Here is a 22,744-nt window from a genome sequence, read left to right as displayed (position 1 = left end):
ACAGAAGCGGCAAATTTTGAAGAGACTAATTACTTTCCACTTGAAAATACAAATAACAAGCCAATAGCACAGGTTATATGGGAAAAAAGCATTTTTTGCTTCCCAAGCTCATTATACCATAGGCTTTTATCAATATCATAGACTTTCGGGGGACGTTTATTCAATTCTGCATTGAATGGTTCTAAAGGCCACCTTCAAAACTTTTCCACAGTCGTTCAAACTCCCTTTCGAAGGCCCTCACCGTGTGGATATCTTCCAACAAAACGATGTTTTCATAGTTAAATTCAGCAGCTGACCTGGTCCAGTTGTAACTTCCGGTAAGTACCTTTTTCTGGTCAAAGATGGCAAACTTGTGGTGCATGTGGGCAGCACTGTGGTCGGTCAGAACAGAAATGCCAGATTGCCTGATCCGGTCAATATCCGAGCCAAGATCAAAGCATTTTTCATCATCCGTCAATACCCTCACGGCCACATTCCGCTCATGTGAATGGATCAATTCATCCGTAATCTGATTATCGCTAATGGTAAAGACACAGATGTGGATAACGGACTGCGCCAACCTGATTTCTCGGATTATAGCCTCTCTGCAGGCATTTCCAGGGCTGAAAAAGACCTCTGCACTGTAACCTCCTTATAAAGTACATATTTCATTGACGGGTTTGATCGCATAGCTTTGTGGAAAAAGCAAAAGTGATGAACCTAGAAGAAGAAATGGCCGCCCTGGTCGAAGAGTTTAAAACGACCGGTCTAACGCAGAAGACCTTCAGTGCACAAAAGGGGATCGGTTATCCCAAGTTCAATTATTGGTACCGAAAGCTGAGGGATGAACAGTCCCGGGGAGCGACCGGCTTTATGCCTGTCCGTACCCAGGGCAGCAGCCTTTCAGCAGAGACAGTGGAAGTGGTCTATCCGAACGGGGTAAAGCTGCGGGTGCCTGGCGGGGACCTATCGCTGTTGTCGAACCTGATCAAACTCTACTGATGTTTTCACTGGGCTCCCAGCACCAATATTTCCTGTACCGCAGCCCGGTGGACATGCGCAAAGGATTTAATGGGCTTTACGGGATGGTCATCAATGAACTGGACCGGGACCCGGTTTCCGGGGAGGTGTTCGTCTTTGTCAACCGCAACCGCAACCTGATCAAACTCCTGCACTGGGAGAAGGGCGGTTTCGTGGTCTATTATAAACGCCTGGAAAAAGGCACTTTCCTGCTCCCGGAGGAGCGGGACGACGGCGTGTTGGAATGGCCCGAACTGGTGCTGATGGTCGAGGGCATCCAGGTGGACGGCTACCGGCAGCGTCCCCGCTACACCCCCGGTTGATTTTTTTACTGACCGGTGTTCAGCTTTTTGGAGCCGTATGCGCTCCTATTCGCTCCATCAGGTGTTTTTTGAAGTGAAATGGCCGAAACCATCCCTTGAGAGCTTTTTCCACAGGGGATGTGGAAAAAAAGTTCATGGTTTTATAAGCGGGAGGCTTTATTTTCGGGCATGTCAAAGCCACTCGATCAGTTGACCAAAGCCGAACTGCTTGCCCTTTTGGAGCAAAGGGAGCAACAGGTGGCCGACCGTGAGCGGGTGATAGCCGAGAAGGAACGTATCCTGGCCGAGAAAGAAGCTTATGAGAAGCAGCTGTTGGCGATGATCGAGAAGTTCAAGCGCATGTCCTTTGCCCAGAAGCGGGAGCGCTTCGAGGGGAACAAAGACCAGATGGACCTGCCCTTTGAGCCAACCCAAGAGCAGGAGCGGCAACAGCAGGAGGAGTTCTCCCGCAAGGTGGAATACATCCGCAGGAAACGCCCCGCCCATACGGGCAGACAGCCCTTGCCCGACCATCTCCCTACAGAAGAGATCGAGATCCATCCGGAAGGCGATCTTACCGGAATGGAGTGTATCGGCAAGGAAGTGACCGAAGAGCTGGACTATATCCCTGCCCAATATATCCGCAGAAGGTATATCCGTTACAAATATGCACCAAAAGACAAGTACAGCAGTGCCGGGGTAAAGATCGGCCTGTTACCGGAAAGGGCCATCCCGAAGGGCATCCCGGGTTACGGACTGCTCACCGACATCCTTACAAGGAAATACCTGGAACATATGCCGCTGTACCGGCAGGCGCAGCGATTCAAACGGGAAAAGATCCCTATAGCACCCACCACACTTGAGGGATGGGTGAAACAGGGCCTGGAAAAACTCGAGCCCCTGTACGATTGCCTGGTGGCCGACACCAAGGCCATGGGCTATCTTATGGTGGACGAGAGTACCATACGGGTATTGGACGGCGACAAGAAGGGCGCCTGCCATACAGGCTACTATTGGGTGTACCATAATCCCCTGGAAAAAACCGTACTGTTCGATTACCGGCCTACCCGGGGAAAGGAAGCCCCCAGTGCCATCCTGGAAAACTTTAAGGGCTACCTGCAAAGTGACGGGTATGCCGTATATGAACACTACGCCGACAATAAGGAGGTCACCCACCTGGCCTGCTGGGCGCATGCCAGGCGGAAGTACTTTGAGGCCTTGGTGGAGAACAAAAAGCTGGCTTCCGAAGCCCTGGGCTTTATCGGCAAGCTCTACGATGTGGAAAGAAAGGCCAAGAAGCTGAACCTATCTGCCGAAGACCGTAAAAAGCTCCGTTTGGATGAGGCATTGCCGGTGATCAACAAAATGTCCGAATGGATCAAGAAGCAGCTGCCCAAGGCCCTGCCCAAAAGCGAGCTGAGAAAAGCCCTGTTCTACTCGGCAAACAGATGGGCCGAGCTGTCCAACTACCTGTATGACGGGGAACTGGAGATCGACAACAACCCCGTAGAGCGAGAAATCAGATCCATGGTGGTCGGCCGGAAGAACTACCTGTTTGCCGGTTCCCATAAAGCGGCCCAAAGGGCGGCCATGATCTATTCCTTCTTCGGTATCTGTAAGCTACATGACGTGAATCCCCAGCAGTGGCTCGAACATGCGCTGAGAAATATCATGACCATCAACCATAAAAACATCCGGGACTTATACCCACAAAACTTCAACCACACAACACGGGGTTAATAGGGCGGTTACTCTGCACTGGCCTGGGGGCTTTCCTTTTCCTGAAGGATCTTTACCGCTTCATAAAACCAAGCAATCAGGTTTTCGGTGTGGACGTCCGGTGCTTTGGATTGTGCCATCTGAAACAAATCCGACAGCAACACCTGCCGATCATGCGTCGTTAGCGATGTCAAGTATGACTTAATCTCCCGCTTCTCCGACCGCGAGAGCGCATGGTCATCAAGACTTTCTTGGAATTCGGCTATCAAATGTTGAAAACTGGTCATTTAATGAAAAATACTTGAAATGGGAGTAAATTTAAAGCTTAGCAGCATCGTTCCATAGATAAGAGGGAATTGGTTCTTCAAGTTTCCATTTTATATTCATTGGCTTTGAGCCATAATGTTCTGATAGATTTCCTTCTCCAATGAACACATAGCCCATGGTATTATTAAATTCATCTTTTGCTTGTTCTCTAACAAATAATAAAACTCTCTTTTTTTTCGACTTATGATTGACGTAACTCAAACCTTTTCCTTTATCAGGCCTCGCAGAATTTTGAGATTGCCAGTGAAATAAGGATTCGTTTATAGCATAGTCATCATACATTGTAGTTGGTGAAAAGTCCTTTTCTGTTTTTTTCAGATCCACAAACAATAATTCTGAGTTTATATTCGGATTTTCGGCTACCCCTTCTCTATTTGGACTTTTATTATCAAATGTGTTCAATTTGAATGCAGCTAGAATTTGATCTCTTGTATACCTAGCATGCACTTTTAGAGGTTGGATATATGGTAGTTTAATATCTATTTCAAGAAAAGATACTTTATCCTCTAAAATAGTTAAAACTTCAATAATCTCTTTTACTATCACGTTATTTTTTCCAATAGCCTTTATGCTCTCTTCTAACGAATTGAATCCTCCTTCTTTTTGCCAAAAATCATAATGTAACATAGTGCACATTATCTTCTCTACTGGTACTAGTTCATTTAGTGAAATATTGAAGTTCTTTTTAGCTAACTTTAGAAGGAATTTGAAATAAGTAGGTGCAGATGTAGAAAGCCATTTCTTTAGTACGCAACTGACAAAATTCTTTTCATTTACATTATTAAAGCTTTCTAATTTTCCGGCTTCTTCGCATAACCGACTCCAAGCCCCTTTTTTGTATATTACTGCAAGAGGTATATGATGTACCTCTATAAAATTTGATAAGGTCAGTTCTAAGGTAAATTGATGCTCAAATAATTGAATTTTTTCAATGAGCTTTTTTCTTGATGGATTAAATGCTGCCTGTATGTTCTTCAAAATAGATTCCTTTGCCTTTTTTTCGAGAACAATAGAACAGCCTAATGGCAAATGTGGAAAGTTATCTTCAATTTCATTTTTAATAGAACTATGTGACTTCCCGATTAAAGCTCTAAATTTTCCTTCAAAATCATATTCAGGACGAGCATTACCCACGAAATCTAAAACAGTCAAACATTCTTTATCTTTATGCAATCTCAAACCACGACCTAATTGTTGTAAAAAGATAGTCAAACTTTCTGTGGGTCGTAAAAATAGAACCGTATCAATTTCTGGAATATCTACACCTTCATTAAAGATATCTACAACGAATAAATAGTTTATTGAATTAGTCTGAAATTGATTGAAAATTTTTATTCTATTTTCTTTATAACCACTTACTAAATAATTTGATTTTAATCCTGCAAGTGAAAATTTTTCCGCCATATATTTGGCATGCTCTTTTGTGACACAAAAACCTATAGCCTTAACTTGGTGTATATCCGTTACATATTTTTCTAGATTATCAATAATATGACCGACCCGTTTATCATTTCCTGTGTAAACTTTACTCAGCTCACTTGGAATATACTTTCCTCTCCAATTAAGATTTGAAAGATTTGTATTGTCAGATATCCCAAAATATTGGAAAGGGCAAATTAATTTTTTATTTATTGCCTCAGGCAAACGAATTTCAGCAGCTATTTTGTTTGAGAAATCCTTCAAAATATTTGCTCCATCCATCCTTTCAGGAGTTGCTGTCAAACCTAAAAGAATCTGAGGATTAAACTGTTTCAAAATAGAACGGTAGCTCTCAGCAGCAATATGATGAACTTCATCAATGATAATAAAATCATAGTATTCATCTTTTATCTCCCATCCAGGTAGTTGTGTATTTAGAGTTTGGACCGAACCAAACACATGTCTACGATCAGTTGGAAGAATTCCATCTACCCATAATTCACCAAAATTTTGATCCTTTAAAATTTCCTGAAATGTCTTTCTGGCCTTTATTAATATTTCTTTCCGATGAGCTACATATAATAAATTAGCTTTTGGATTCTTTAAAAGGTAAGCTTTGAAATCAAATGCAGACACGACTGTTTTCCCCGTGCCTGTCGCAGCTACAACTAAATTACGGGAACGATGATGAATTTGTCGCTCAACCTGCAGTTTTTCCAGTATTTCTTCTTGAAACTTGTAAGGTCTAATATCAAAATAGCTAGTAATATTCTTAGTGTTTTCACCATTGAATTTCCCTTCCTGAAGAGCAATTTTAAGACGATTGAGATCTTCCTCTTTACGATTGTCGAATACTTCGAAATCAGAGCTTTTCCAGTAGCTTTCAAAAGTTTTCTGAAATTTATCTATTACATGAGGTATTTCTTTTGTGGTAATTTTGATGTTCCATTCCAAGCCTTTAGTTAGGGCAGATTTGGAGAAGTTTGACGACCCAATGTACCCGGTGTGAAAGCCAGTATTTCTTCTAAATAAATATGCTTTAGCGTGTACTCTTTCATTCTTTGTATTGTATGAAACTTTTATACACGTGTTTGGAAGATTGGAAAGTTCTTTGATTGCTTTAAAATCTGTTGCTCCTACGTAAGTAGTCGTAATGATACGAAGTTTGCCCCCGCGCGCAGTAAATACTTTTAGTGCTGGTAATAGAAGCCTCAGACCGCTCCATTTAATAAAAGAAACCAGAAAATCAATTTTATTAGAGGATAAGATTTCTTTATTCAGCTCCCCATCAAGAGGAATATTTTTACCACCTCCTGTAAATAATTCACTATAAATTAAACGAGAGTGAGGTGTGATTTCTCCTAAATGACGATTTATATCAGTAAAATCCGCATCTACCTTAGAAATAATTGCTTTAAGAATCTTCCCTTCTAATTTTAGAAGGTCACTTTCAAAATCAATATCATCTAACTCATCTCGTATAGTAAAGATTAGTCGATTTGCTAGCTTCAATTGTGATTCCAAAGCATTCTCTTTTGGTATAATTACCAATGCCTTTTTCACGATTGAATAAATATATTGAGCTAATAGGCTTGCTGCTTCTGCTTTATCAATAGATTCAGATTTAATGTAAAACTTATCAGCATTAATTTGATCCAGCTTTTCTTGTGTTAATTGATTAATTATAGACTCGTATATTCCTTCTTGCATTAGTTTTGATTTAAAAAGTCTTTAACAATAGGTATATCAGCATCGGCCCAATCCAACCTTAATAAATCTTCTTTTAATAACCATTTGTATGTTTTGTGTTCGGTTAGTTTCAATTTACCTGACTTAATTTTTGCGGTAAATGGAATTAAATTAATAGTAAAATTATCATAAGGGTAAATTACAGCTTTTAACCGCTTTTTTAGCTCTATCATTAGATGAAGTTCTTCCTCAATTTCCCTAACTAAACAGTCTTCAGCAGTTTCATGCAATTCAACTTTTCCACCTGGAAATTCCCACTTAAGGGGCATTTTCATGGTTTCACTTCGCTGAACCGCTAAAATATATTTTCCTTTTTGTATTAATGCACACGACACTGTAATCATAAAAAATATAGTCTATGGATATATTTGTTTTCCAAGATAATACATTCCCAAAAACCCTCCATCTAAAATCTCAAATCTATTGTCTCAAGTCTTCCCTTAACAAACCAATAACCTCCCTTCCCTTCCCAATCCCATAAAAAGCCCTAATTTTGCGGCATGGAAAATTTTGCAGTGATATTTGATATGGACGGGGTGATCTGTCATACCAATCCGTTCCATTCTCAGGCCTTTGACCGGTTTTTTGAAAAACGTGGCATGAAAGCCAGCAAAGAAGAATATGCCGATCATATGTACGGGAAACCTAACAGCTATATTTTCAGCTATTTTCTGAAAAGAGAGGTGACGCCAGAGGAGCTGGTCGATCTGGAAAATGAGAAGGAGGGGCTTTTCCGTGAAATCTATGCCTCACAAGTAACCCCGGTGCCAGGATATATGGAGTTCTTGGCGGGCCTGAAGGAGCAAGGCTTCAGGACGGGTGTAGGCACTTCGGCTCCCCGCGCCAATATGGACCTGATCATCGACACCCTTGGCATTCGCGCCAACATGGAATCACTCATGGCCAGCGAAGATGTCACCACCCACAAACCCCAACCAGAAGTTTACCTCAAATCAGCCGAAAACTTATCCACAAAACCAGCCAATTGTGTGGTTTTCGAGGATTCCTACTCCGGCGTTTCCGCTGGGATCAATGCAGGAATGAAGGTGGTCGGTGTCCTTACCTCGCATACCAAGGAGGAACTGCCGCCATGTGATATTTACATAAAAGACTACAATGAAATCACCTTGGAAAAAGTACAGGAATTGCTACGATAATTTTTAAAAACAATTTTCTGTATATAAAAGATGAAGCCGTGTGGAAAAGTCTGTGAATGGCAGGCTTTTACACGGTTTTTTTATTGCCCCATGGCAGTGATCACCAGCTTTCTTGAACCACCATGGTCTCGAAATTCACCTAAATAGATACCCTGCCAAGTCCCTAGAGCCAGTTTTCCCCCAGAAATGGGAATTGAAACGGAGCAGCCGAACAAGCTGCTTTTGATATGGGCAGGCATATCATCTGGCCCTTCGTAAGTGTGGATAAACCGTGGATAACTTTCGGGAATCATGTCATTAATGAACGTTTCGAAGTCTTTTCGGACTGTTGGGTCGGCATTTTCGTTGATCGTGAGACCAGCAGAAGTGTGTTGGATAAACACCTGTAAAGTGCCTGTTTGGATTTCCCTGATTGCTGGAATAGCAGCCTCCACCTCTCGCGTGATCAGGTGAAAACCTCTTGAATAAGGCCTTAACGTGGTATGCTTCTGGAAGAATTTCATATGTGGAATAGTTTAAAATAATACGGAACGCTGATGCCGCTGATTATTTAGGATTTACGCTGATCTATTTTTCCCCTTCCCCTTTTAGGGGACCGAGGGGGCAATACATCCACAGATTAGCTGAACAAACGCTGATACATCTCATCCAGCTTGGTGACAGGGATTACTTCAATGCCAAATGTGGATAAGTCAACGCCTTTTACGGCATATTTGGAAACGATGATCTTTTTGAAGCCTAGCTTATCTGCTTCGGCAATACGGTTTTCGATGCGGTTGACGGCGCGGATTTCACCGCCCAGCCCCACTTCACCCGCAAAGCACAAGTCTGGTGACACCGGTGTATCTTCATAGGAAGAAAGCAACGCAGCACATACGGCCAAATCCAAGCCCGGATCATCCACGCGCATCCCTCCAGCCACATTCAAGAAAACATCCTGCTGTCCCAAGCGCATTCCGCCGCGTTTCTCCAATACGGCCAAGAGCATGTTCAGCCGTTTGGCATCATGGCCGGTACTGCTTCGCTGCGGAGTGCCATAGGTGGCGGGACTGATCAGCGATTGGATCTCGATCAGCAGTGGGCGGTTTCCCTCCAGCATGGCACCGATGGCCACGCCATTGAGCACTTCCTCTCGCTGGCTCAAGAGGATCTCTGAAGGATTGGCCACGCCACGGAGGCCTTCTGCACGCATTTCATAGATGCCGAGCTCATTGGTAGAGCCAAAACGGTTTTTTGAAGTACGCAGTATCCGGTAAGACAGGTGTCGATCTCCCTCAAATTGCAACACGGTGTCCACCATATGCTCCAGGATCTTTGGTCCGGCGATGGAGCCGTCCTTGGTGATATGGCCAATTAGAAAAACCGGAGTACCGGTTTCTTTGGCAAATTTCATGAGTTCTGCCGTGCATTCCCTTACTTGTGAAACACTTCCTGCGGCGGACTCCACGTGTTTGCTGTGGAGGGTTTGGATAGAGTCGATGACCAACACTTCAGGTTTCACCGTTTCTATCTGCTGGAAAATGGTTTGAGTATTGGTCTCCGAAAGCACGAAGCAGTTGTCTGAATGAAACTGCATTCTGTCCGCCCGCATCTTGATCTGGCTCTCGCTTTCTTCACCGGAGACATACAGCACTTTGGTTTGGTTCAGCACCAGTGCTATCTGCAGCATCAAGGTGGATTTGCCAATGCCCGGCTCACCCCCTATCAGGGTCAGGGAGCCTGGAACGATTCCTCCTCCCAAAACACGGTCCAATTCAGGATCCTGCGTGACCAAACGAGGATGCTCTTCGTAGTTGATCTCTTGTAATTTTCTGGGCGAATTGCTGCGTTTTGTTTTTTCAGCACCCTGTTTCCAGCTTCCACGGCCTGTTTCTTCTTTGTGGATAACCTCTTCCACATAGGTGTTCCACTCTCCACAGGCGGGACACTTGCCCGCCCACTTAGGACTTTGGGCACCGCAGTTTTGGCAGAAATAAGCCGTCTTTATTTTTGGCATGTTGATATGATAATTAACACGTGTTTGTGGAAAATTTCCTATTGAAGATGATGTCCACGAATTTCACTTATTAACACGAAATAAATTGGTGAAAAGCTGGCATCGCAACCTGAAAACAAAGTCAGATGAACAGGATTACAAATCTTCCAAAATTTCTATTCTATAGTTTTCCAATCCCTTTAGTGTGCTTCCAACCAATCCTTGCCGACACCGACTTCCACCTGCATGGGTACTTCGATCTCTAAGGCTTTGGTCATGAGTTTTGGAATTTCTTTCTTGAGTAGATCCACCTCATCCTTGTGGGCGTCGAATACCAGTTCGTCGTGTACCTGTAGGATCATCTTGGACTTCAGCTGTTTTTCCTGCATCCACTTATGCACATGGATCATGGCTACCTTTATCATATCAGCAGCACTTCCCTGGATGGGGGCATTGATAGCGTTTCGCTCGGAATAGCCGCGCATAGTGGCGTTTCGGCTGTTGATATCCCTGAGATAGCGTCGACGGCCAAGGATGGTTTCCACATATTCGTTTTTGCGGGCCTTCTCGATGCAATCATTCATGTATTGACTCACAGCGGGAAATTCTTTGAAATAGGCATCGATGATTTCCTTGGCTTCACCCCTTGGTATGTTAAGGCGCTGTGACAGTCCAAAAGCAGAAATCCCGTAGATGATGCCAAAGTTGGCTGTTTTGGCCTTTCGACGCATATCACTTGTCACTTCATCCAAAGGCACCTGGAAGATCTTGGCCGCAGTGGTGCTGTGGATATCCCGTCCTTCTTTAAATGCCTCAATCATGGATTCGTCTTGCGAAAAAGCCGCCATGATACGCAGTTCGATCTGGCTGTAATCTGCTGCCAAGATCACATGGTCCTCATCCCTCGGTACAAAAGCCTTTCGGATCTCCCTGCCTCGTTCGGTACGAATGGGAATATTCTGTAGGTTTGGATTAATGGAGGATAGTCTCCCGGTGGCTGCAACCACCTGATTATAAGTAGTATGTATTCTGTTGGTTTTAGGATTGATCAAAGTAGGTAAGGTGTCCACATAGGTGTTTTTCAACTTCACCAATTCCCGATAATCTAGGATGGCCTGGGCAATTTCATGCTTTGGAGCCAACTTGGAGAGCACTTCTTCACCTGTCGCAAATTGGCCCGTTTTGGTTTTCTTGGCTTTTGGATCCAGCTCCATCTTCACGAAGAGCACCTCGCCCAATTGCTTTGGAGAAGCCAGGTTAAATTTAACCCCTGCCAATTCATAAACACGGGCTTCTATCTGGATAATGTCTTTCTCCAAGGCTGTGGATAACTCGGCCAAACTGTCTTTATCGATCTTTACACCCTCATATTCCATGGCCGTCAGCACTGGGATCAGTGGGGTCTCCACTTCATAAAAGAGTTTCTCCAAACCACGTTCTTTTAGGTCAGGATTCAGTTTTTGCGCCAGCTGCAAGGTAATGTCAGCATCCTCTGAAGCGTATTCCACCACTTTATCCACATCGGCATCACGCATATTGCCTTGGGATTTTCCTTTCTTGCCAATAAGTGTTTCGATGGACACTGGCCGGTAATTCAAATAATGTTCCGCCAGCCAGTCCATATTGTGCTTACCTTCTGGTTCGATCAGGTAATGGGCCAGCATGGTATCATAAAGTTTGCCCTTCAGCCCAATGCCGTAGTTCTTAAGCACCAACGCATCATATTTTAGGTTTTGCCCAATCTTGGTGATGGCTTCATTTTCAAAAACACCCCGCAGTGGTTCCAGGAGCTTTTTGGTCTCTTCCTGGTCTGCGGGAACTGGAATGTAAAATGCTTCACCCGCCAAGTAGGCAAAGGACAAGCCTACCAGCTCGGCTTTATTAGGATCCAGATCTGTCGTTTCGGTATCAAAACAAAGTTCATCCTGTATTTCCAGGTAGTCCACGAGCTCTTTGATCGCTTCCAGTCCTTCCACCTTGTGATAGGAATGCACCATGGAAGCCACTGAGTTCGTCTGTTCCGGTGTCGGCATTGGGTTGATTTCTTCTATTTCCTCTTCCTCCTCCGCTTGGTCCTCTGGTCCGGTAAACAGGCCCAATTGTTCATTGACTTTTACCGCCGGCTTTTTCATCTTCTCGCCAAATACCCGTTGCGTCAATGTCCTAAACTCCATTTCTGCAAAAAGTGCCTTGAGCTTTTCTTCGTCAGGCCCGTCATATTCCAGGTCCTTGGGATTAAATTCGATAGGAACATCCTGTTTGATCGTGGCAAGTTCTTTGGAAAGCAGGCCTTGCTGGCCAAAGTTTTCCACATTTTCCTTTTGCTTGCCTTTTAGGTCATCGACATGCTCTAATAAGCCTTCTATGGTGCCATAGGCTTTTAGCAGCTTCTTGGCTGTTTTTTCGCCTATTCCCGGGATTCCTGGAATGTTATCCACAGCATCTCCCATCAAGCCAAGAATATCCCGAACCTGATCTGGATCTTCGATTTCCCACTTGGCACATACTTCCTTCGGCCCCATCACATCCACTGCATTTCCCATAAAAGCGGGCTTGTACAGGAAGATGTGCTCTTCCACCAGCTGGCCGTAATCCTTGTCAGGTGTCATCATGTACACCTCAAAATCTTTATATTCGGCCTTCTTGGCTATCGTCCCGATAATGTCATCCGCTTCATAACCATCCAGTTCCAAGATGGGGATGTTAAAACCATCCACAATTTGCTTTACCCAGGGAATACCGACAGTAATATCTTCTGGCTGCTCTTGCCGGTTGGCTTTATAGGCTTCAAACTGCTCGTGGCGAAATGTCGGTGCAGCCGTATCAAAAGCCACGGCAACATGGCTGGGCGCTTGCTTTTCGATCACCTCCAAAAGTGTATTGGTGAAGCCAAGCATTATGCCGGTATTGAGGCCCTTGGAATTGATCCTTGGGTTTTTGCTAAATGCAAAATGGGCCCGGTAAATTAGGGCCATGGCGTCTAAAAGAAAGAGTTTTTTCTTGTCGGAACTGGGCATGGGTTTAATCTGCTTAGTATGTATGAATTAGCCTGCTTGCCATTCTTTTGGCCAGTACAGGGAAGGCTAAATTACAAATTATAATGGAAAGGAAACGCAGTCTTTACCGAGTTAATTGGTAATCTCAGCCATATACAATTTTCAACTAAACCTCTTTGTGCTTTAGCGCCTGTGGCGCTAACAAAGGAAGACACCAAGGCGCGAAGCCACCAAAGGCATTTGCAGCTATCCACATGGATCGGCTTTTAGCGTGAATTTGTGGGCTTTGCTTATGGCAACTTTGCATTTCCAAATCCTCCGAAAACCTGCAAAAAACATATCAGCGAGAACCTTCCCAATCTGCGTCACCTGCGTGCTATCCAATAACGACCCTGCATAGCCCCCAATTTTTCGGCTTGATCCATAAATAGTAAACCTGGTTAAGAAATTATAAAAAATGGTATTAACCACCAGGGCAATCGCTTTTAGATGAGCGACTGCGTATTCCACTAGCTACGCCATTCTAACAATGCCTATGTGCCCGATATCCTCCACCGGGGCAGGCTATTCCGATCCCGATACATCGGGAAGAAATCTCTTATTTAAAAGCATTGGCATATGAGTAAAGAATTTACTTTCGAACGAAATTTGTCAAAATCTACCCCTAAATCCCCTAAAGGGGACTTTCTGATCACTTCTTCAGAGGACAGGGTAGATTTAGGAAATCCAAAAAATCTTTTCTCTTTCCGTTTAAACCTACTTTTCAGCGTATGTGAAATTTAGTCGGTCGACAGTAATTTAAAATTGAGATCCCTCCTCAAGTCGGGATGACAACGAATTAGAAATTGTGATTTATACAACATTTTTTTCAAAGCGATCTCCCTGTATTAACCACAAAAAGCCGCGATAAAGCGGCTTTTCTGTACCAGGAGCGGGACTTGAATCTACCTGGCTTTCATAGCCAATACGTTCTATTTGGTGTTTGTAAAGATCTTACGGGCATGCATGCTATTCAGTTTGGCCATCTAGACAGGCCCGCACGTCCTAAAGGATTTTACCTCTTAAATAGCGCTTACCATTCCGAGTTTTAAGATATTTCTCATGTTGGCGAGCCTCAGCCCGCGTAGCAAAATCTTTAGTATATATCATTAGGAAAGGCCTATAGGGTTTAGTAGTTCGTTCGTAACCGGAATTGTGTCTATTGATCCGGTTTTCTATGTTTGATGTCATCCCGACATAAATGTAATTCCTGATTTTACTTGAGATTGCATAAACAGTAAACATGGCTGAGAAAATACAAAAAATGATATTAACCACAAAAAGCCGCGATAAAGCGGCTTTTCTGTACCAGGAGCGGGACTTGAATCTACCTGGCTTTCATAAGCCAATACGTTCTATTTGGTGTTTGTAAAGATCTTACGGGCATGCATGCTATTCAGTTTGGCCATCTAGACAGGCCCGCACGTCCTAAAGGATTTTACCTCTTAAATAGCGCTTACCATTCCGAGTTTTAAGATATTTCTCATGTTGGCGAGCCTCAGCCCGCGTAGCAAAATCTTTAGTATATATCATTAGGAAAGGCCTATAGGGTTTAGTAGTTCGTTCGTAACCGGAATTGTGTCTATTGATCCGGTTTTCTATGTTTGATGTCATCCCGACATAAATGTAATTCCTGATTTTACTTGAGATTGCATAAACAGTAAACATGGCTGAGAAAATACAAAAAATGATATTAACCACAAAAAGCCGCAATAAAGCGGCTTTTCTGTACCAGGAGCGGGACTTGAACCCGCACGTCCTAATGGACACAAGATTTTAAGTCTTGCGTGTCTACCAATTCCACCATCCCGGCTTCTTCTATTGGCATAGAAGTAATGTGCATTCTTGTTTGAGTGTTTGAGCTTATAAAATATGCCCAGAAACAAGAAAGCCCTTTCGTTTAAGGGCTCTTGAGAGCGAAAGACGAGATTCGAACTCGCGACCCCGACCTTGGCAAGGTCGTGCTCTACCAGCTGAGCTACTTTCGCTTGTGATGAAATCGTGACGTTGACCGTTTTATCTCCGTCATTGTGAGTGCAAATGTACGCAGCTTTTTTAAAACCACAAATATCACACTCAATATTTTTTTAGATTTCTCCCCTTGTTTCGCTACCCTGCTGATTTTCAAGGAGATTTTTTAGTCCAGTTTTTTCTTGATTTCATTGAGTTTTAGCAAGGCCTCGACCGGAGAGATGGTGTTGATGTCTATGCTGTCCAATAGTTCCTGCGCTTCTTTAAATTTTGGGTCGATCTCAAAAAGGCTCAGCTGGAAGTTGTTTTTAGGTACATCCTTCATCTTTTCCTTTTGCTGGTTCATGTCCTTGTCTTTCTCCAAATGTCCCATGATCTCTGCGGCACGGAGGACTACAGGGTTTGGCATACCGGCCATCTGTGCCACGTGGATCCCAAAGCTGTGCTCGCTGCCTCCCTCCTTCAATTTACGCATAAAGATCACTTTATCGGCGACCTCTTTTACGGAAACGTTGAAGTTTTTCACCTTTGGGAAATCCTCTGCCAGCTGGTTAAGTTCATGATAGTGTGTGGCAAAGAGTGTTTTGGCATTGAACTTAGGGTGGTTGTGCAGGAACTCTACGATGGACCAGGCAATGGAAATTCCATCATAGGTGGAGGTACCACGGCCGATTTCATCCATAAGCACCAAGCTGCGGTCGGAGAGGTTGTTCAGAATGCTGGCCGTTTCGGTCATTTCTACCATAAAGGTGGACTCACCCTTAGAAAGGTTATCCGAAGCCCCTACCCGTGTAAACACCTTATCGATAATGCCAATTCGTGCATACGAAGCGGGCACAAAGCTCCCCATCTGTGCCATCAGCACGATAAGCGCCGTCTGGCGAAGCAATGCCGACTTACCGGCCATATTGGGGCCAGTGATGATGATGATCTGTTGGGTGCTATTGTCCAGGTAGATGTCATTGGGTACATAATCTTCACCAATGGGAAGTTGCTTTTCGATCACGGGATGGCGGCCATCTTTGATCTCCAGGCTATCTGTATCCGACACTTTTGGACGGCAGTAGCCGTTTTGGGCTGCGATGACTGCAAAAGAGAGCAGGCAATCGACGGTGGCTAAGATCCGGGCGTTTTCCTGGATCTGGGTGACATATTCCCCGGCACTTTGCACAAGCAAGTTAAAATATTTGTGTTCCAGCACGACGAGCTTTTCCTCCGCATAGAGGATTTTATCTTCATATTCTTTTAGCTCTTCGGTGATGTATCTTTCTGCATTGACCAAGGTCTGCTTTCTGATCCATTCGGTAGGTACCTTGTCCTTATGGGTATTGGAGACTTCAAGGTAATAACCAAAGACTTTGTTATAAGCAATTTTCAAAGAGCTGATACCTGTACGTTGGATTTCACGTTGCTGGATCTGCACCAGGTAATCCTTTCCGGAAGTGGACAATTTGCGGTACTCGTCCAGTTCAGCGTCCACCCCGTCACAGATGATATTGCCCTGATGGGTCAGCATGGGGGCATCTTCCTTGAGTTCTTTGTCGATCTTTTCCAGAAGGAATTCGCAAGCGTTGATCTGGTCACCAAGTTTTTTGAGGGAAGGGTTCTTTTGCTTTTTAAGCAGGTCCCTGATGGGCAATGAACTTTTAAGGGCTTTCTTCAGCTGGTTCATTTCCCGTGGATTGATCCTGCCTACGGCCACTTTAGAGATCAGCCTTTCCAGGTCTCCGATGTGCTTCAGGTGACTGAGGATTTCTTCGGCCAGCTCCTGCTCAGCATGGAAATGGTCGACGACTTTTAGCCGCTCTTCGATAGGGGCTTTTTCCTTTAGGGGCAGTACCATCCATTTTTTCATCATCCGTGAGCCCATCGGGGTTACCGTTTGGTCCAGGATTTGGATCAAGGGCACTCCACCCTCCTGCTGTGAATAAACCAGCTCTAGGTTTCGAATGGTGAATTTGTCCAGCCAGACAAATTTCTCCTCGGCAATCCGGGAAATCGCAGCAATGTGTTTTACTTCTTTGTGTTCGGTTTCCTCCAGGTAGTAAAGAATGGCACCAGCTGCGATGATGCCCTGTTCTAAGTTTTCGATGCCAAAGCCCTTCAGATTGGCTGTCTGGAAGTGCTCGGTCAGCTTTTCATAAGTGTAATCATATTGAAATACCCAGTCTTCACAGTGGAATGTCGTATAATCGTCCTTCAGCAATTCTGTAGCCCTGCCCTTATCGGCCTTGGAGTAAATGATTTCGGAAGGGCTGAAACTTTGTAGGAGTTTTTCGATGTACGACGCATTGCCCTCGGCACACATAAATTCCCCTGTGGACAGGTCCAGAAAAGCAATGCCTAAACTTTGCTTGTTAAAATATACCGATGCCAGGTAATTGTTTCGACGTTTGTCGAGGACATTGTCGTTAAATGACAGTCCAGGCGTGACCAGTTCGGTAACGCCCCTTTTGACGATGCCCTTGACATCTTTTGGGTCTTCCAGCTGGTCACAGATGGCCACACGATTTCCGGCTCGGACCAGCTTGGGCAGGTAGCTGTCCAGTGAATGGTGTGGAAAACCCGCCAATTCGATATGACTGGCGGCACCATTGGCGCGCTTGGTGAGGACGATGTCCAAGACCTTGCTGGCTTTGACGGCATCCTCCCCAAATGTCTCGTAGAAATCCCCCACCCTGAACAGTAATAAGGCACCTGGATGTTTGGCTTTGATGCTGTTATACTGTTTCATCAAGGGCGTTTCCTTCGCTGCTTTTGCCTTTGCTTTGGCCATCTTTTACCGGATTTTAAATCTTTCGTGTTAATTTTGGTAATTATTCAAAGGCTGAAATTAATCGATTCAAGAAGGTAAACAAAAACCGAATGAAAAAATTAAGCATGGATGAGCTTAACCGCCTGTCCGTCGACGAGTTTAAATCATCCGATAAAATTCCCCTGGTCATTGTCCTGGACAATATCCGTAGCCTGAACAATGTGGGATCGGCATTTCGGACTTCGGATGCCTTTAGGATTCAGAAAATCTATCTCTGCGGTATCACCGGCACCCCGCCGCATCGCGACATCCAGAAGACTGCCCTCGGCGCCACCGATTCCGTGGAGTGGGAGTATGTCGGGAGCACCTTGGATGCCATAGCCGATTTAAAGCAACAAAACTTTACCATCTGTTCACTGGAACAAGTGGATAACAGTACCAAGCTGAATGCGTTCGGCCCGATAGAGGACAGTAAATACGCATTGGTATTCGGCAATGAGGTCTTTGGCGTGGAGGAAGAAGTCATCTTGGCCAGTGACCATGTCCTGGAAATCCCCCAGATGGGCACCAAACATTCCCTGAACATCTCGGTGAGCATGGGCATTGCTATTTGGGATTTTGTGTCTAAGCTAGGGGTTTGGGACAGTGATCAGGATAATGTCAAGTAGATGGCATTGACCGTTTTGTGTCAAGGATCATGGTGAGCATATAGAAAATATCTATCCAGTTTAGGGCTGCCCACACCCTTTGGGGCAATATATATATGCCGTTCCTAAGGAACTAACTGTCCCGTGGTACTCTACACCTTCACTTTCTACGGTGGCCTCCGTTAGGATTGTCCTTAAATGATTCAAAGGATATCTGATCAAAAGTGCCATCGTCACGTAGGATACCTAAACCCTTGGATGCTTGGTAAATAATGATAAAAACCATTACTTTATTCTAAAGAATTTTCAACTAATCTTATTTTTATGAACAAGCTATTTTTTATCGCTTTACTGTTTATGATTTTTTCCTGTTCCCAAAAAGACAGGGATTCAGAAGTAGCCGAAAAAGGAATTTCGCATGATAGAAAATTTGACCTGAATATAACAGATACCATAGTGGTGGATTCAGGAGATGATTTTATAATGTTAGGTAACAATTCGAGCAGCCCTTCCTCTATTAGTGGCGATCTCAAATACTTTTACAGTTACGATCACGTCCGAGACCGCATTGATGAGGTAGACCTTGATCAGATGCAACTGAAAGGACGGATTCGTCTAGAAGAAAATGGCCCAAATGGAACAGGAGCCCGGATTGGTTACATTTCAAGTTGTGGGAATGGTAATATGTTGATCAACGATTCGGATGATCATATTAAACTTTTCGATCCATCAGGAGAAAAACTGTATGCGTTACAGTTGGATAACAAAAACTTAAAGGGGGCTATTTTGGAAGGAAACGAAGCCATAAGCACAAAAGGCGTTATGTATGATGAAGACACCTATTATTCCTACTACCATAATATAGAAGGCGCCAAGGAGCCTTTAGGAATCGCCAAGTTAAATGTGTCAACTGGGCAGTTTGATAAAACTCCCATTCCAGAATTGGGGAGGATAAAAGCGTTCAGCGTATCGTTAAATCAAAATGGTAACAAAATGAGTGTAGGCAACAGTTTTTACTTCCAATTGGTTGGGGATAAGATTTTGATGTCCAATAGCGCAATCAATGAACTGTTTGTGTACCAGGTTGAAAAAGAGGCAGTATCCCATGTTAGCTATAAGAGTCAGTTCACTCCAAATCAGCAAATCGAGCCTGAAAAGAAGAGGACGAAGGATTTGGAAGAATTTAACACACTCTACCTGGAAATGTTAAATTCTGTTTCTTTTCAAAAGCCGGTTTTCGATGCCAAGCGCCAGCACTTCTATCGGTTTTCGATCGCTTCTCAAGATGGAAAAGTAATTCGAGTCATTACTGTTTTTGATAGAGACTTCAAGCAAATTGGGGAAAACCTTATTCAGGATTTTATCCCCAATATCAGCCATGCAAACGATGGAAAAATCCATTGGAAGACCGCAATTGGTGATGAGTTGGCTTTTATTCGCGGAGAGGTAGCTGAAAAAAGGTGAATTTTTGATAAATTGATCCCTTCGTAATCCTCACGAAACAATAATTTTAGAAATGTAACATTTAAAGAAATTGATAGGATGAACAAGCTATTTTTTGTTGCGATACCATTTTTGATTTTAGCTTGCTCTCAGAAACACAAATCTGAGACGGTAGCATCAGGTAATGAAATAATTTCAGATCGAGAATTCACTATGGAAATCGTGGATACTGTCCTAGTGGATCCCGGGGAGGAAATTATCTATACCCAATATGGATTGTACAGGGCTGATTGGAGCAGTGATCTTTCAAAGCTGTATAACTATAATGGCCATGATAATTCCATTGAAGTAATCGATCTCGACGATTTGTCACTACAGGAAAAATTTCAACTGGAAAAAGAGGGGCCTAATGGCACTGAAGATCATATCCAGAGTTTTGATTTTTTCAGAGGGAAATTTTTACTTTCGACATTTAATAAAATCAATGCATTTGGCAGTACTTCCCAACGAATTTTTCAGATAAACATAGATGAACTGGAATTTTCGGGAGATTCACTGGAGCAGGATATATACCCTAAGACCAGGGGAATGATGGATCCCTCGGGACAATACTTTCTGGTGTTGTATGAGGCGGCATTCGGAGACCCTCGTGGGTTGGCGTCATCGATGTCCAGAATAAATCCCTTAATAGGATTCCCATTTCGGGATTGGATGAAATGAAAAAGTTTCGGGTTTTTCACAAAACCGAATACGGTAGTTCCGCCTCTTACCCAGGAGTGGATATCGCCATGCAGGATGATAGCTTAATGATTGCTCCCAAAGGAATTAATGCAGTTTATATATATGATTTGTCAGCAGATAGCCTATCAAGCTACCATTTTCATAGTGAAATCACACCTGATAGGCAAACGGATAATCCAAAATCGGAGGTGTCCTCTCAGGAAGAATTTAGAGAAATATCCAAGAAAAGAACGATGGAAGTCCGTTTCGAAATGCCGCTATTTGATCCTGAAAACGAGTTGTATTATCGGTTTACCAAAGGAGTGGCCCGGGAGGTGGGAGATGGTGAATTGGAAGCAGACTATGTCTTAACAGTTTTTGACCATAAAATGAATCCACTTTTTGAAACCAAAGACATACCGCTTAACAGGCATCCTGGAAAGTGCTTTGTGAAAAATGGCTTGATTTATATATTTCAAAATGTAAATGATGAAATGGGATTTGTACGTTTTAAAATAAAAGAAGAATAAGCTGGGCACTTTTTTTGCTCTTTCTAATTATATAAACCAGACCAAGTAATTTTATGATATTCAGATCGATAGTCCTTTTTTTTCTCGGCATGTTGCCTTTGGTGGTATCCGCCCAGGACCGCGTAGTGGTAAACGACCCCAGCATCCAGTTTAGCTACGTCAAACCGAGTGGCTGGGAAGTAAAGGATGATGGCTATACTTATGAGGTCCACGTTCCCAGTATAGATGGGGCGTATGTATCGTTCACGTATGTGCAGCGGCCCCAAGGAGATGATTATATAGAATCCCTCGGTGATAAGCCGGCTTTTAAGGAGGATTTCGATTTTGAGCTGATGTACAATGTGGCCGATGGCGTGGAGGGCTTCGAAGTGATCGAGCAGGGAAAGACCCAAATAGACGGAACCACGGCCCTCTGGGCACAATTCCAGTCCCTAAACGACGGGCAAAAATCAGTCAATTACTTTTATATGTACCCTAAGCTGGGCCAAAACTTCAAAATAACCACCACAGTCCCTGCCCTTTCTGCTGACACTATCCAAAAGGAATTTGAAGAAATGATCCAAACCTTTGAAGCCAAGAAGAGGTAGGTTATAAGCCTTGGTTCGATTAGTAAAATCAGCAGTCAGAAGACATTCTACATAGCTTCGCGGTATCTACGGTAAATAATGTCTATTTCCAATTGTCAGGGACATTACCCTTGTCTATCCTCCTAAATTGCGCCTTTTTTAATACATTTGAAGGCCATGACAGCAGTGACGGTAAAAAGCAAGTTTATATTAGCGAAAGCATTTCTACGCTACTTGACGTGGAAAAAGATAGTAAATGTATTTTTATTATACGGTTCTTTTCATTGGTCCAGGCTGGTGAAGGTACCCCATATGCGTGGACTTCCGACAGCCCTGTCCGTAGAGCCTACTACAGGCTGCAATCTGCGGTGCCCAGAGTGCCCTTCCGGGCTGAGAAGCTTTACGCGGCCAACTGGAATGTTGGACAAATCACTGTACCAAAAGATCATCCGGGAAAGTGCTGGCCATCTCTCTTACCTTCATCTTTATTTTCAGGGGGAGCCTTTTTTGCATCCCGCACTGTTGGAGTTGGTGAAGTATGCCGATGATCGGAAGATTTTTACAGCTACCTCCACTAATGCCCATTTTCTCAATAGCAAGACCGTTCCCAAAGTGCTCGCTTCTGGGCTGAAGCAACTCATCGTGTCGGTGGATGGTGCATCGCAGGGCGTCTATGAGCAGTACCGCATTGGGGGAAACCTGGAGCGTGTGAAGGTGGGGATCGAATTGCTTATTGCGGAGCGGAATGCTGCCGGAAAGCAATTTCCCCAAGTGATCTTCCAGTTTCTGGTCACGGGAAAAAATGAACATGAGCTTCCCGCCATCAAGGAAATGGCCGGCGCTCTCCAAGTGGATGAGCTCCAGCTCAAAACAGCCCAAATTTATGAATATGAAAATGGTTCTGAATTGATCCCCAAGAACCTCAGATACTCCAGGTACTTGCCCCAGCAAAATGGTAAATGGAAGCTAAAAAAGCCCATCCGCAACAAATGCTGGCGAATGTGGCAAGGAACCGTGGTGACTTGGGATGGCGATGTGGTGCCTTGCTGCTTTGATAAGGATGCCAGCCATAAAATGGGCAATCTGGCCACACATGGATTTAGCCATATTTGGCAGACGGCAAAGTACCAAACCTTTAGAAAGCAATTGTTACGAGATAGGAGTCAAATTGAGATTTGCAAAAATTGTTCGGAGTAACCAATTTTTTTGAAGATAGGGTTAGTAAAGAAAAGGCAATGAAGCTGGTAACTAGGCTTTTTCCGTAATCAATTTTAATCCTGTGATTAGCATAGGAATTTTATAATATGATCTTGTAAAAACACCAAAGAAAAAGTACTTTTTAAATCCAATGATATCGTCATTATATTAAATTATTTCAAATTTGTAGTTTTATTTAAAGGTGGTAATCACCAGTTTTTCTTAATAAATGT

The 22,744-nt window shown here is 43.7% G+C and carries 19 protein-coding genes, 2 tRNA genes and 1 pseudogene; 10 read left to right on the top strand and 12 right to left on the bottom strand.

What is annotated here, in order from left to right; translation table 11 throughout:
• Positions 1–181 precede the first annotated feature (181 nt).
• Positions 182–607: pseudogene (locus tag FKX85_RS04895) on the bottom strand (phospholipase D-like domain-containing protein); the annotation flags it as partial.
• 86 nt (positions 608–693) lie between these two features.
• Between FKX85_RS04895 and tnpA the strand changes: the two are divergent.
• The 3 genes from tnpA to tnpC all read left to right on the top strand — a co-directional run bounded on the left by tnpA (position 694) and on the right by tnpC (position 3,041).
• Entirely contained in the window at positions 694–981 is a 288-nt protein-coding gene (gene tnpA, locus FKX85_RS04890; RefSeq protein WP_141613662.1) for an IS66 family insertion sequence element accessory protein TnpA, read from the top strand.
• A complete protein-coding gene (gene tnpB / locus FKX85_RS04885; protein WP_141613661.1) occupies positions 981–1,322 on the top strand; it encodes an IS66 family insertion sequence element accessory protein TnpB in 342 nt (113 codons plus the stop codon). The genes tnpA and tnpB overlap by 1 nt, the downstream gene beginning before the upstream one ends.
• Before the next feature lie 168 nt (positions 1,323–1,490).
• Entirely contained in the window at positions 1,491–3,041 is a 1,551-nt protein-coding gene (gene tnpC, locus FKX85_RS04880) for an IS66 family transposase (protein WP_141613660.1), read from the top strand.
• A gap of 8 nt (positions 3,042–3,049) precedes the next feature.
• On the opposite strand, the gene FKX85_RS04875 is transcribed toward tnpC, so the two are convergent.
• From FKX85_RS04875 to FKX85_RS04865, 3 genes are read right to left on the bottom strand one after another with little or no spacing between them, the layout of a single operon-like run.
• Positions 3,050–3,307 (bottom strand): hypothetical protein, encoded by a 258-nt coding sequence (locus FKX85_RS04875; protein ID WP_210416905.1) that lies wholly within the window; start codon positions 3,305–3,307, stop codon positions 3,050–3,052.
• Between the two features lie 31 nt (positions 3,308–3,338).
• Positions 3,339–6,476 carry a DUF3427 domain-containing protein gene (locus FKX85_RS04870; RefSeq protein WP_141613659.1) on the bottom strand — a complete coding sequence of 1,046 codons (3,138 nt, stop codon included), beginning with the start codon at positions 6,474–6,476 and terminating at the stop codon, positions 3,339–3,341.
• On the bottom strand, positions 6,476–6,859 hold the full coding sequence (locus tag FKX85_RS04865) for a (deoxy)nucleoside triphosphate pyrophosphohydrolase (protein WP_141613658.1): 384 nt from the start codon (positions 6,857–6,859) through the stop codon (positions 6,476–6,478). The genes FKX85_RS04870 and FKX85_RS04865 overlap by 1 nt, the downstream gene beginning before the upstream one ends.
• A 156-nt stretch (positions 6,860–7,015) precedes the next feature.
• Here FKX85_RS04865 and FKX85_RS04860 point away from each other — a divergent pair, with 156 nt between their 5' ends.
• On the top strand, positions 7,016–7,672 hold the full coding sequence (locus tag FKX85_RS04860) for an HAD family hydrolase (RefSeq protein WP_141613657.1): 657 nt from the start codon (positions 7,016–7,018) through the stop codon (positions 7,670–7,672).
• An 80-nt stretch (positions 7,673–7,752) separates the two neighbouring features.
• On the opposite strand, the gene FKX85_RS04855 is transcribed toward FKX85_RS04860, so the two are convergent.
• The 8 genes from FKX85_RS04855 to mutS form a co-directional block, all read right to left on the bottom strand.
• Complete coding sequence (locus tag FKX85_RS04855; protein WP_141613656.1) at positions 7,753–8,175, bottom strand: secondary thiamine-phosphate synthase enzyme YjbQ; 423 nt, start codon at positions 8,173–8,175, stop codon at positions 7,753–7,755.
• Positions 8,176–8,291: 116 nt separating this feature from the next.
• Positions 8,292–9,668 (bottom strand): DNA repair protein RadA, encoded by a 1,377-nt coding sequence (gene radA, locus FKX85_RS04850; protein ID WP_141613655.1) that lies wholly within the window; start codon positions 9,666–9,668, stop codon positions 8,292–8,294.
• A 179-nt stretch (positions 9,669–9,847) separates the two neighbouring features.
• Complete coding sequence (gene polA, locus FKX85_RS04845; RefSeq protein WP_141613654.1) at positions 9,848–12,664, bottom strand: DNA polymerase I; 2,817 nt, start codon at positions 12,662–12,664, stop codon at positions 9,848–9,850.
• Positions 12,665–13,687: 1,023 nt separating this feature from the next.
• On the bottom strand, positions 13,688–13,927 hold the full coding sequence (locus tag FKX85_RS04840; protein WP_141613653.1) for a GIY-YIG nuclease family protein: 240 nt from the start codon (positions 13,925–13,927) through the stop codon (positions 13,688–13,690).
• Positions 13,928–14,110: 183 nt separating this feature from the next.
• Complete coding sequence (locus FKX85_RS04835) at positions 14,111–14,350, bottom strand: GIY-YIG nuclease family protein (RefSeq protein ID WP_141613653.1); 240 nt, start codon at positions 14,348–14,350, stop codon at positions 14,111–14,113.
• 61 nt (positions 14,351–14,411) lie between these two features.
• Positions 14,412–14,495: transfer RNA gene (locus tag FKX85_RS04830), tRNA-Leu, on the bottom strand.
• 102 nt (positions 14,496–14,597) lie between these two features.
• Positions 14,598–14,670 (bottom strand) — tRNA-Gly (locus tag FKX85_RS04825).
• Positions 14,671–14,819: 149 nt separating this feature from the next.
• A complete protein-coding gene (gene mutS / locus FKX85_RS04820) occupies positions 14,820–17,429 on the bottom strand; it encodes a DNA mismatch repair protein MutS (protein ID WP_141613652.1) in 2,610 nt (869 codons plus the stop codon).
• 89 nt (positions 17,430–17,518) lie between these two features.
• On the opposite strand from mutS, the gene FKX85_RS04815 reads away from it, so the two are divergent.
• The 6 genes from FKX85_RS04815 to FKX85_RS04790 all read left to right on the top strand — a co-directional run bounded on the left by FKX85_RS04815 (position 17,519) and on the right by FKX85_RS04790 (position 22,511).
• Positions 17,519–18,076 carry an RNA methyltransferase gene (locus tag FKX85_RS04815; RefSeq protein WP_168196213.1) on the top strand — a complete coding sequence of 186 codons (558 nt, stop codon included), beginning with the start codon at positions 17,519–17,521 and terminating at the stop codon, positions 18,074–18,076.
• A 303-nt stretch (positions 18,077–18,379) separates the two neighbouring features.
• On the top strand, positions 18,380–19,519 hold the full coding sequence (locus FKX85_RS04810) for a DUF4221 family protein (RefSeq protein WP_141613651.1): 1,140 nt from the start codon (positions 18,380–18,382) through the stop codon (positions 19,517–19,519).
• 78 nt (positions 19,520–19,597) lie between these two features.
• Positions 19,598–20,218: a DUF4221 family protein gene (locus FKX85_RS21715; protein WP_141613650.1), complete on the top strand. Its 621-nt coding sequence runs from the start codon at positions 19,598–19,600 to the stop codon at positions 20,216–20,218.
• Positions 20,215–20,748: a DUF4221 domain-containing protein gene (locus FKX85_RS21710; RefSeq protein ID WP_262711620.1), complete on the top strand. Its 534-nt coding sequence runs from the start codon at positions 20,215–20,217 to the stop codon at positions 20,746–20,748. The genes FKX85_RS21715 and FKX85_RS21710 overlap by 4 nt, the downstream gene beginning before the upstream one ends.
• Before the next feature lie 53 nt (positions 20,749–20,801).
• Positions 20,802–21,335, top strand: a complete 534-nt coding sequence (locus FKX85_RS04795; RefSeq protein ID WP_141613648.1) for a hypothetical protein — start codon at positions 20,802–20,804, stop codon at positions 21,333–21,335.
• Positions 21,336–21,491: 156 nt separating this feature from the next.
• Positions 21,492–22,511: a radical SAM/SPASM domain-containing protein gene (locus FKX85_RS04790; RefSeq protein WP_141613647.1), complete on the top strand. Its 1,020-nt coding sequence runs from the start codon at positions 21,492–21,494 to the stop codon at positions 22,509–22,511.
• Positions 22,512–22,744: the final 233 nt, after the last annotated feature.

This window comes from Echinicola soli (genome assembly GCF_006575665.1).
In the GTDB taxonomy this organism is placed as follows: Bacteria; Bacteroidota; Bacteroidia; order Cytophagales; family Cyclobacteriaceae; genus Echinicola; species Echinicola soli.
Note: the sequence above shows the minus strand (reverse complement) of the source record. Positions and strands in the feature narration are given on the sequence as shown.

Excerpts from the sequence above, each read along its gene's own strand:
- tnpA (WP_141613662.1), top strand. The coding sequence starts at position 694 with ATGAACCTAGAAGAAGAAATGGCCGCCCTGGTCGAAGAGTTTAAAACG.
- tnpB (WP_141613661.1), top strand. The coding sequence starts at position 981 with ATGTTTTCACTGGGCTCCCAGCACCAATATTTCCTGTACCGCAGCCCG.
- tnpC (WP_141613660.1), top strand. The coding sequence starts at position 1,491 with ATGTCAAAGCCACTCGATCAGTTGACCAAAGCCGAACTGCTTGCCCTT.
- FKX85_RS04875 (WP_210416905.1), bottom strand. The coding sequence starts at position 3,307 with ATGACCAGTTTTCAACATTTGATAGCCGAATTCCAAGAAAGTCTTGAT.
- FKX85_RS04870 (WP_141613659.1), bottom strand. The coding sequence starts at position 6,476 with ATGCAAGAAGGAATATACGAGTCTATAATTAATCAATTAACACAAGAA.
- FKX85_RS04865 (WP_141613658.1), bottom strand. The coding sequence starts at position 6,859 with ATGATTACAGTGTCGTGTGCATTAATACAAAAAGGAAAATATATTTTA.
- FKX85_RS04860 (WP_141613657.1), top strand. The coding sequence starts at position 7,016 with ATGGAAAATTTTGCAGTGATATTTGATATGGACGGGGTGATCTGTCAT.
- FKX85_RS04855 (WP_141613656.1), bottom strand. The coding sequence starts at position 8,175 with ATGAAATTCTTCCAGAAGCATACCACGTTAAGGCCTTATTCAAGAGGT.
- radA (WP_141613655.1), bottom strand. The coding sequence starts at position 9,668 with ATGCCAAAAATAAAGACGGCTTATTTCTGCCAAAACTGCGGTGCCCAA.
- polA (WP_141613654.1), bottom strand. The coding sequence starts at position 12,664 with ATGCCCAGTTCCGACAAGAAAAAACTCTTTCTTTTAGACGCCATGGCC.
- FKX85_RS04840 (WP_141613653.1), bottom strand. The coding sequence starts at position 13,927 with ATGTTTACTGTTTATGCAATCTCAAGTAAAATCAGGAATTACATTTAT.
- FKX85_RS04835 (WP_141613653.1), bottom strand. The coding sequence starts at position 14,350 with ATGTTTACTGTTTATGCAATCTCAAGTAAAATCAGGAATTACATTTAT.
- mutS (WP_141613652.1), bottom strand. The coding sequence starts at position 17,429 with ATGGCCAAAGCAAAGGCAAAAGCAGCGAAGGAAACGCCCTTGATGAAA.
- FKX85_RS04815 (WP_168196213.1), top strand. The coding sequence starts at position 17,519 with ATGAAAAAATTAAGCATGGATGAGCTTAACCGCCTGTCCGTCGACGAG.
- FKX85_RS04810 (WP_141613651.1), top strand. The coding sequence starts at position 18,380 with ATGAACAAGCTATTTTTTATCGCTTTACTGTTTATGATTTTTTCCTGT.
- FKX85_RS21715 (WP_141613650.1), top strand. The coding sequence starts at position 19,598 with ATGAACAAGCTATTTTTTGTTGCGATACCATTTTTGATTTTAGCTTGC.
- FKX85_RS21710 (WP_262711620.1), top strand. The coding sequence starts at position 20,215 with ATGAAAAAGTTTCGGGTTTTTCACAAAACCGAATACGGTAGTTCCGCC.
- FKX85_RS04795 (WP_141613648.1), top strand. The coding sequence starts at position 20,802 with ATGATATTCAGATCGATAGTCCTTTTTTTTCTCGGCATGTTGCCTTTG.
- FKX85_RS04790 (WP_141613647.1), top strand. The coding sequence starts at position 21,492 with ATGACAGCAGTGACGGTAAAAAGCAAGTTTATATTAGCGAAAGCATTT.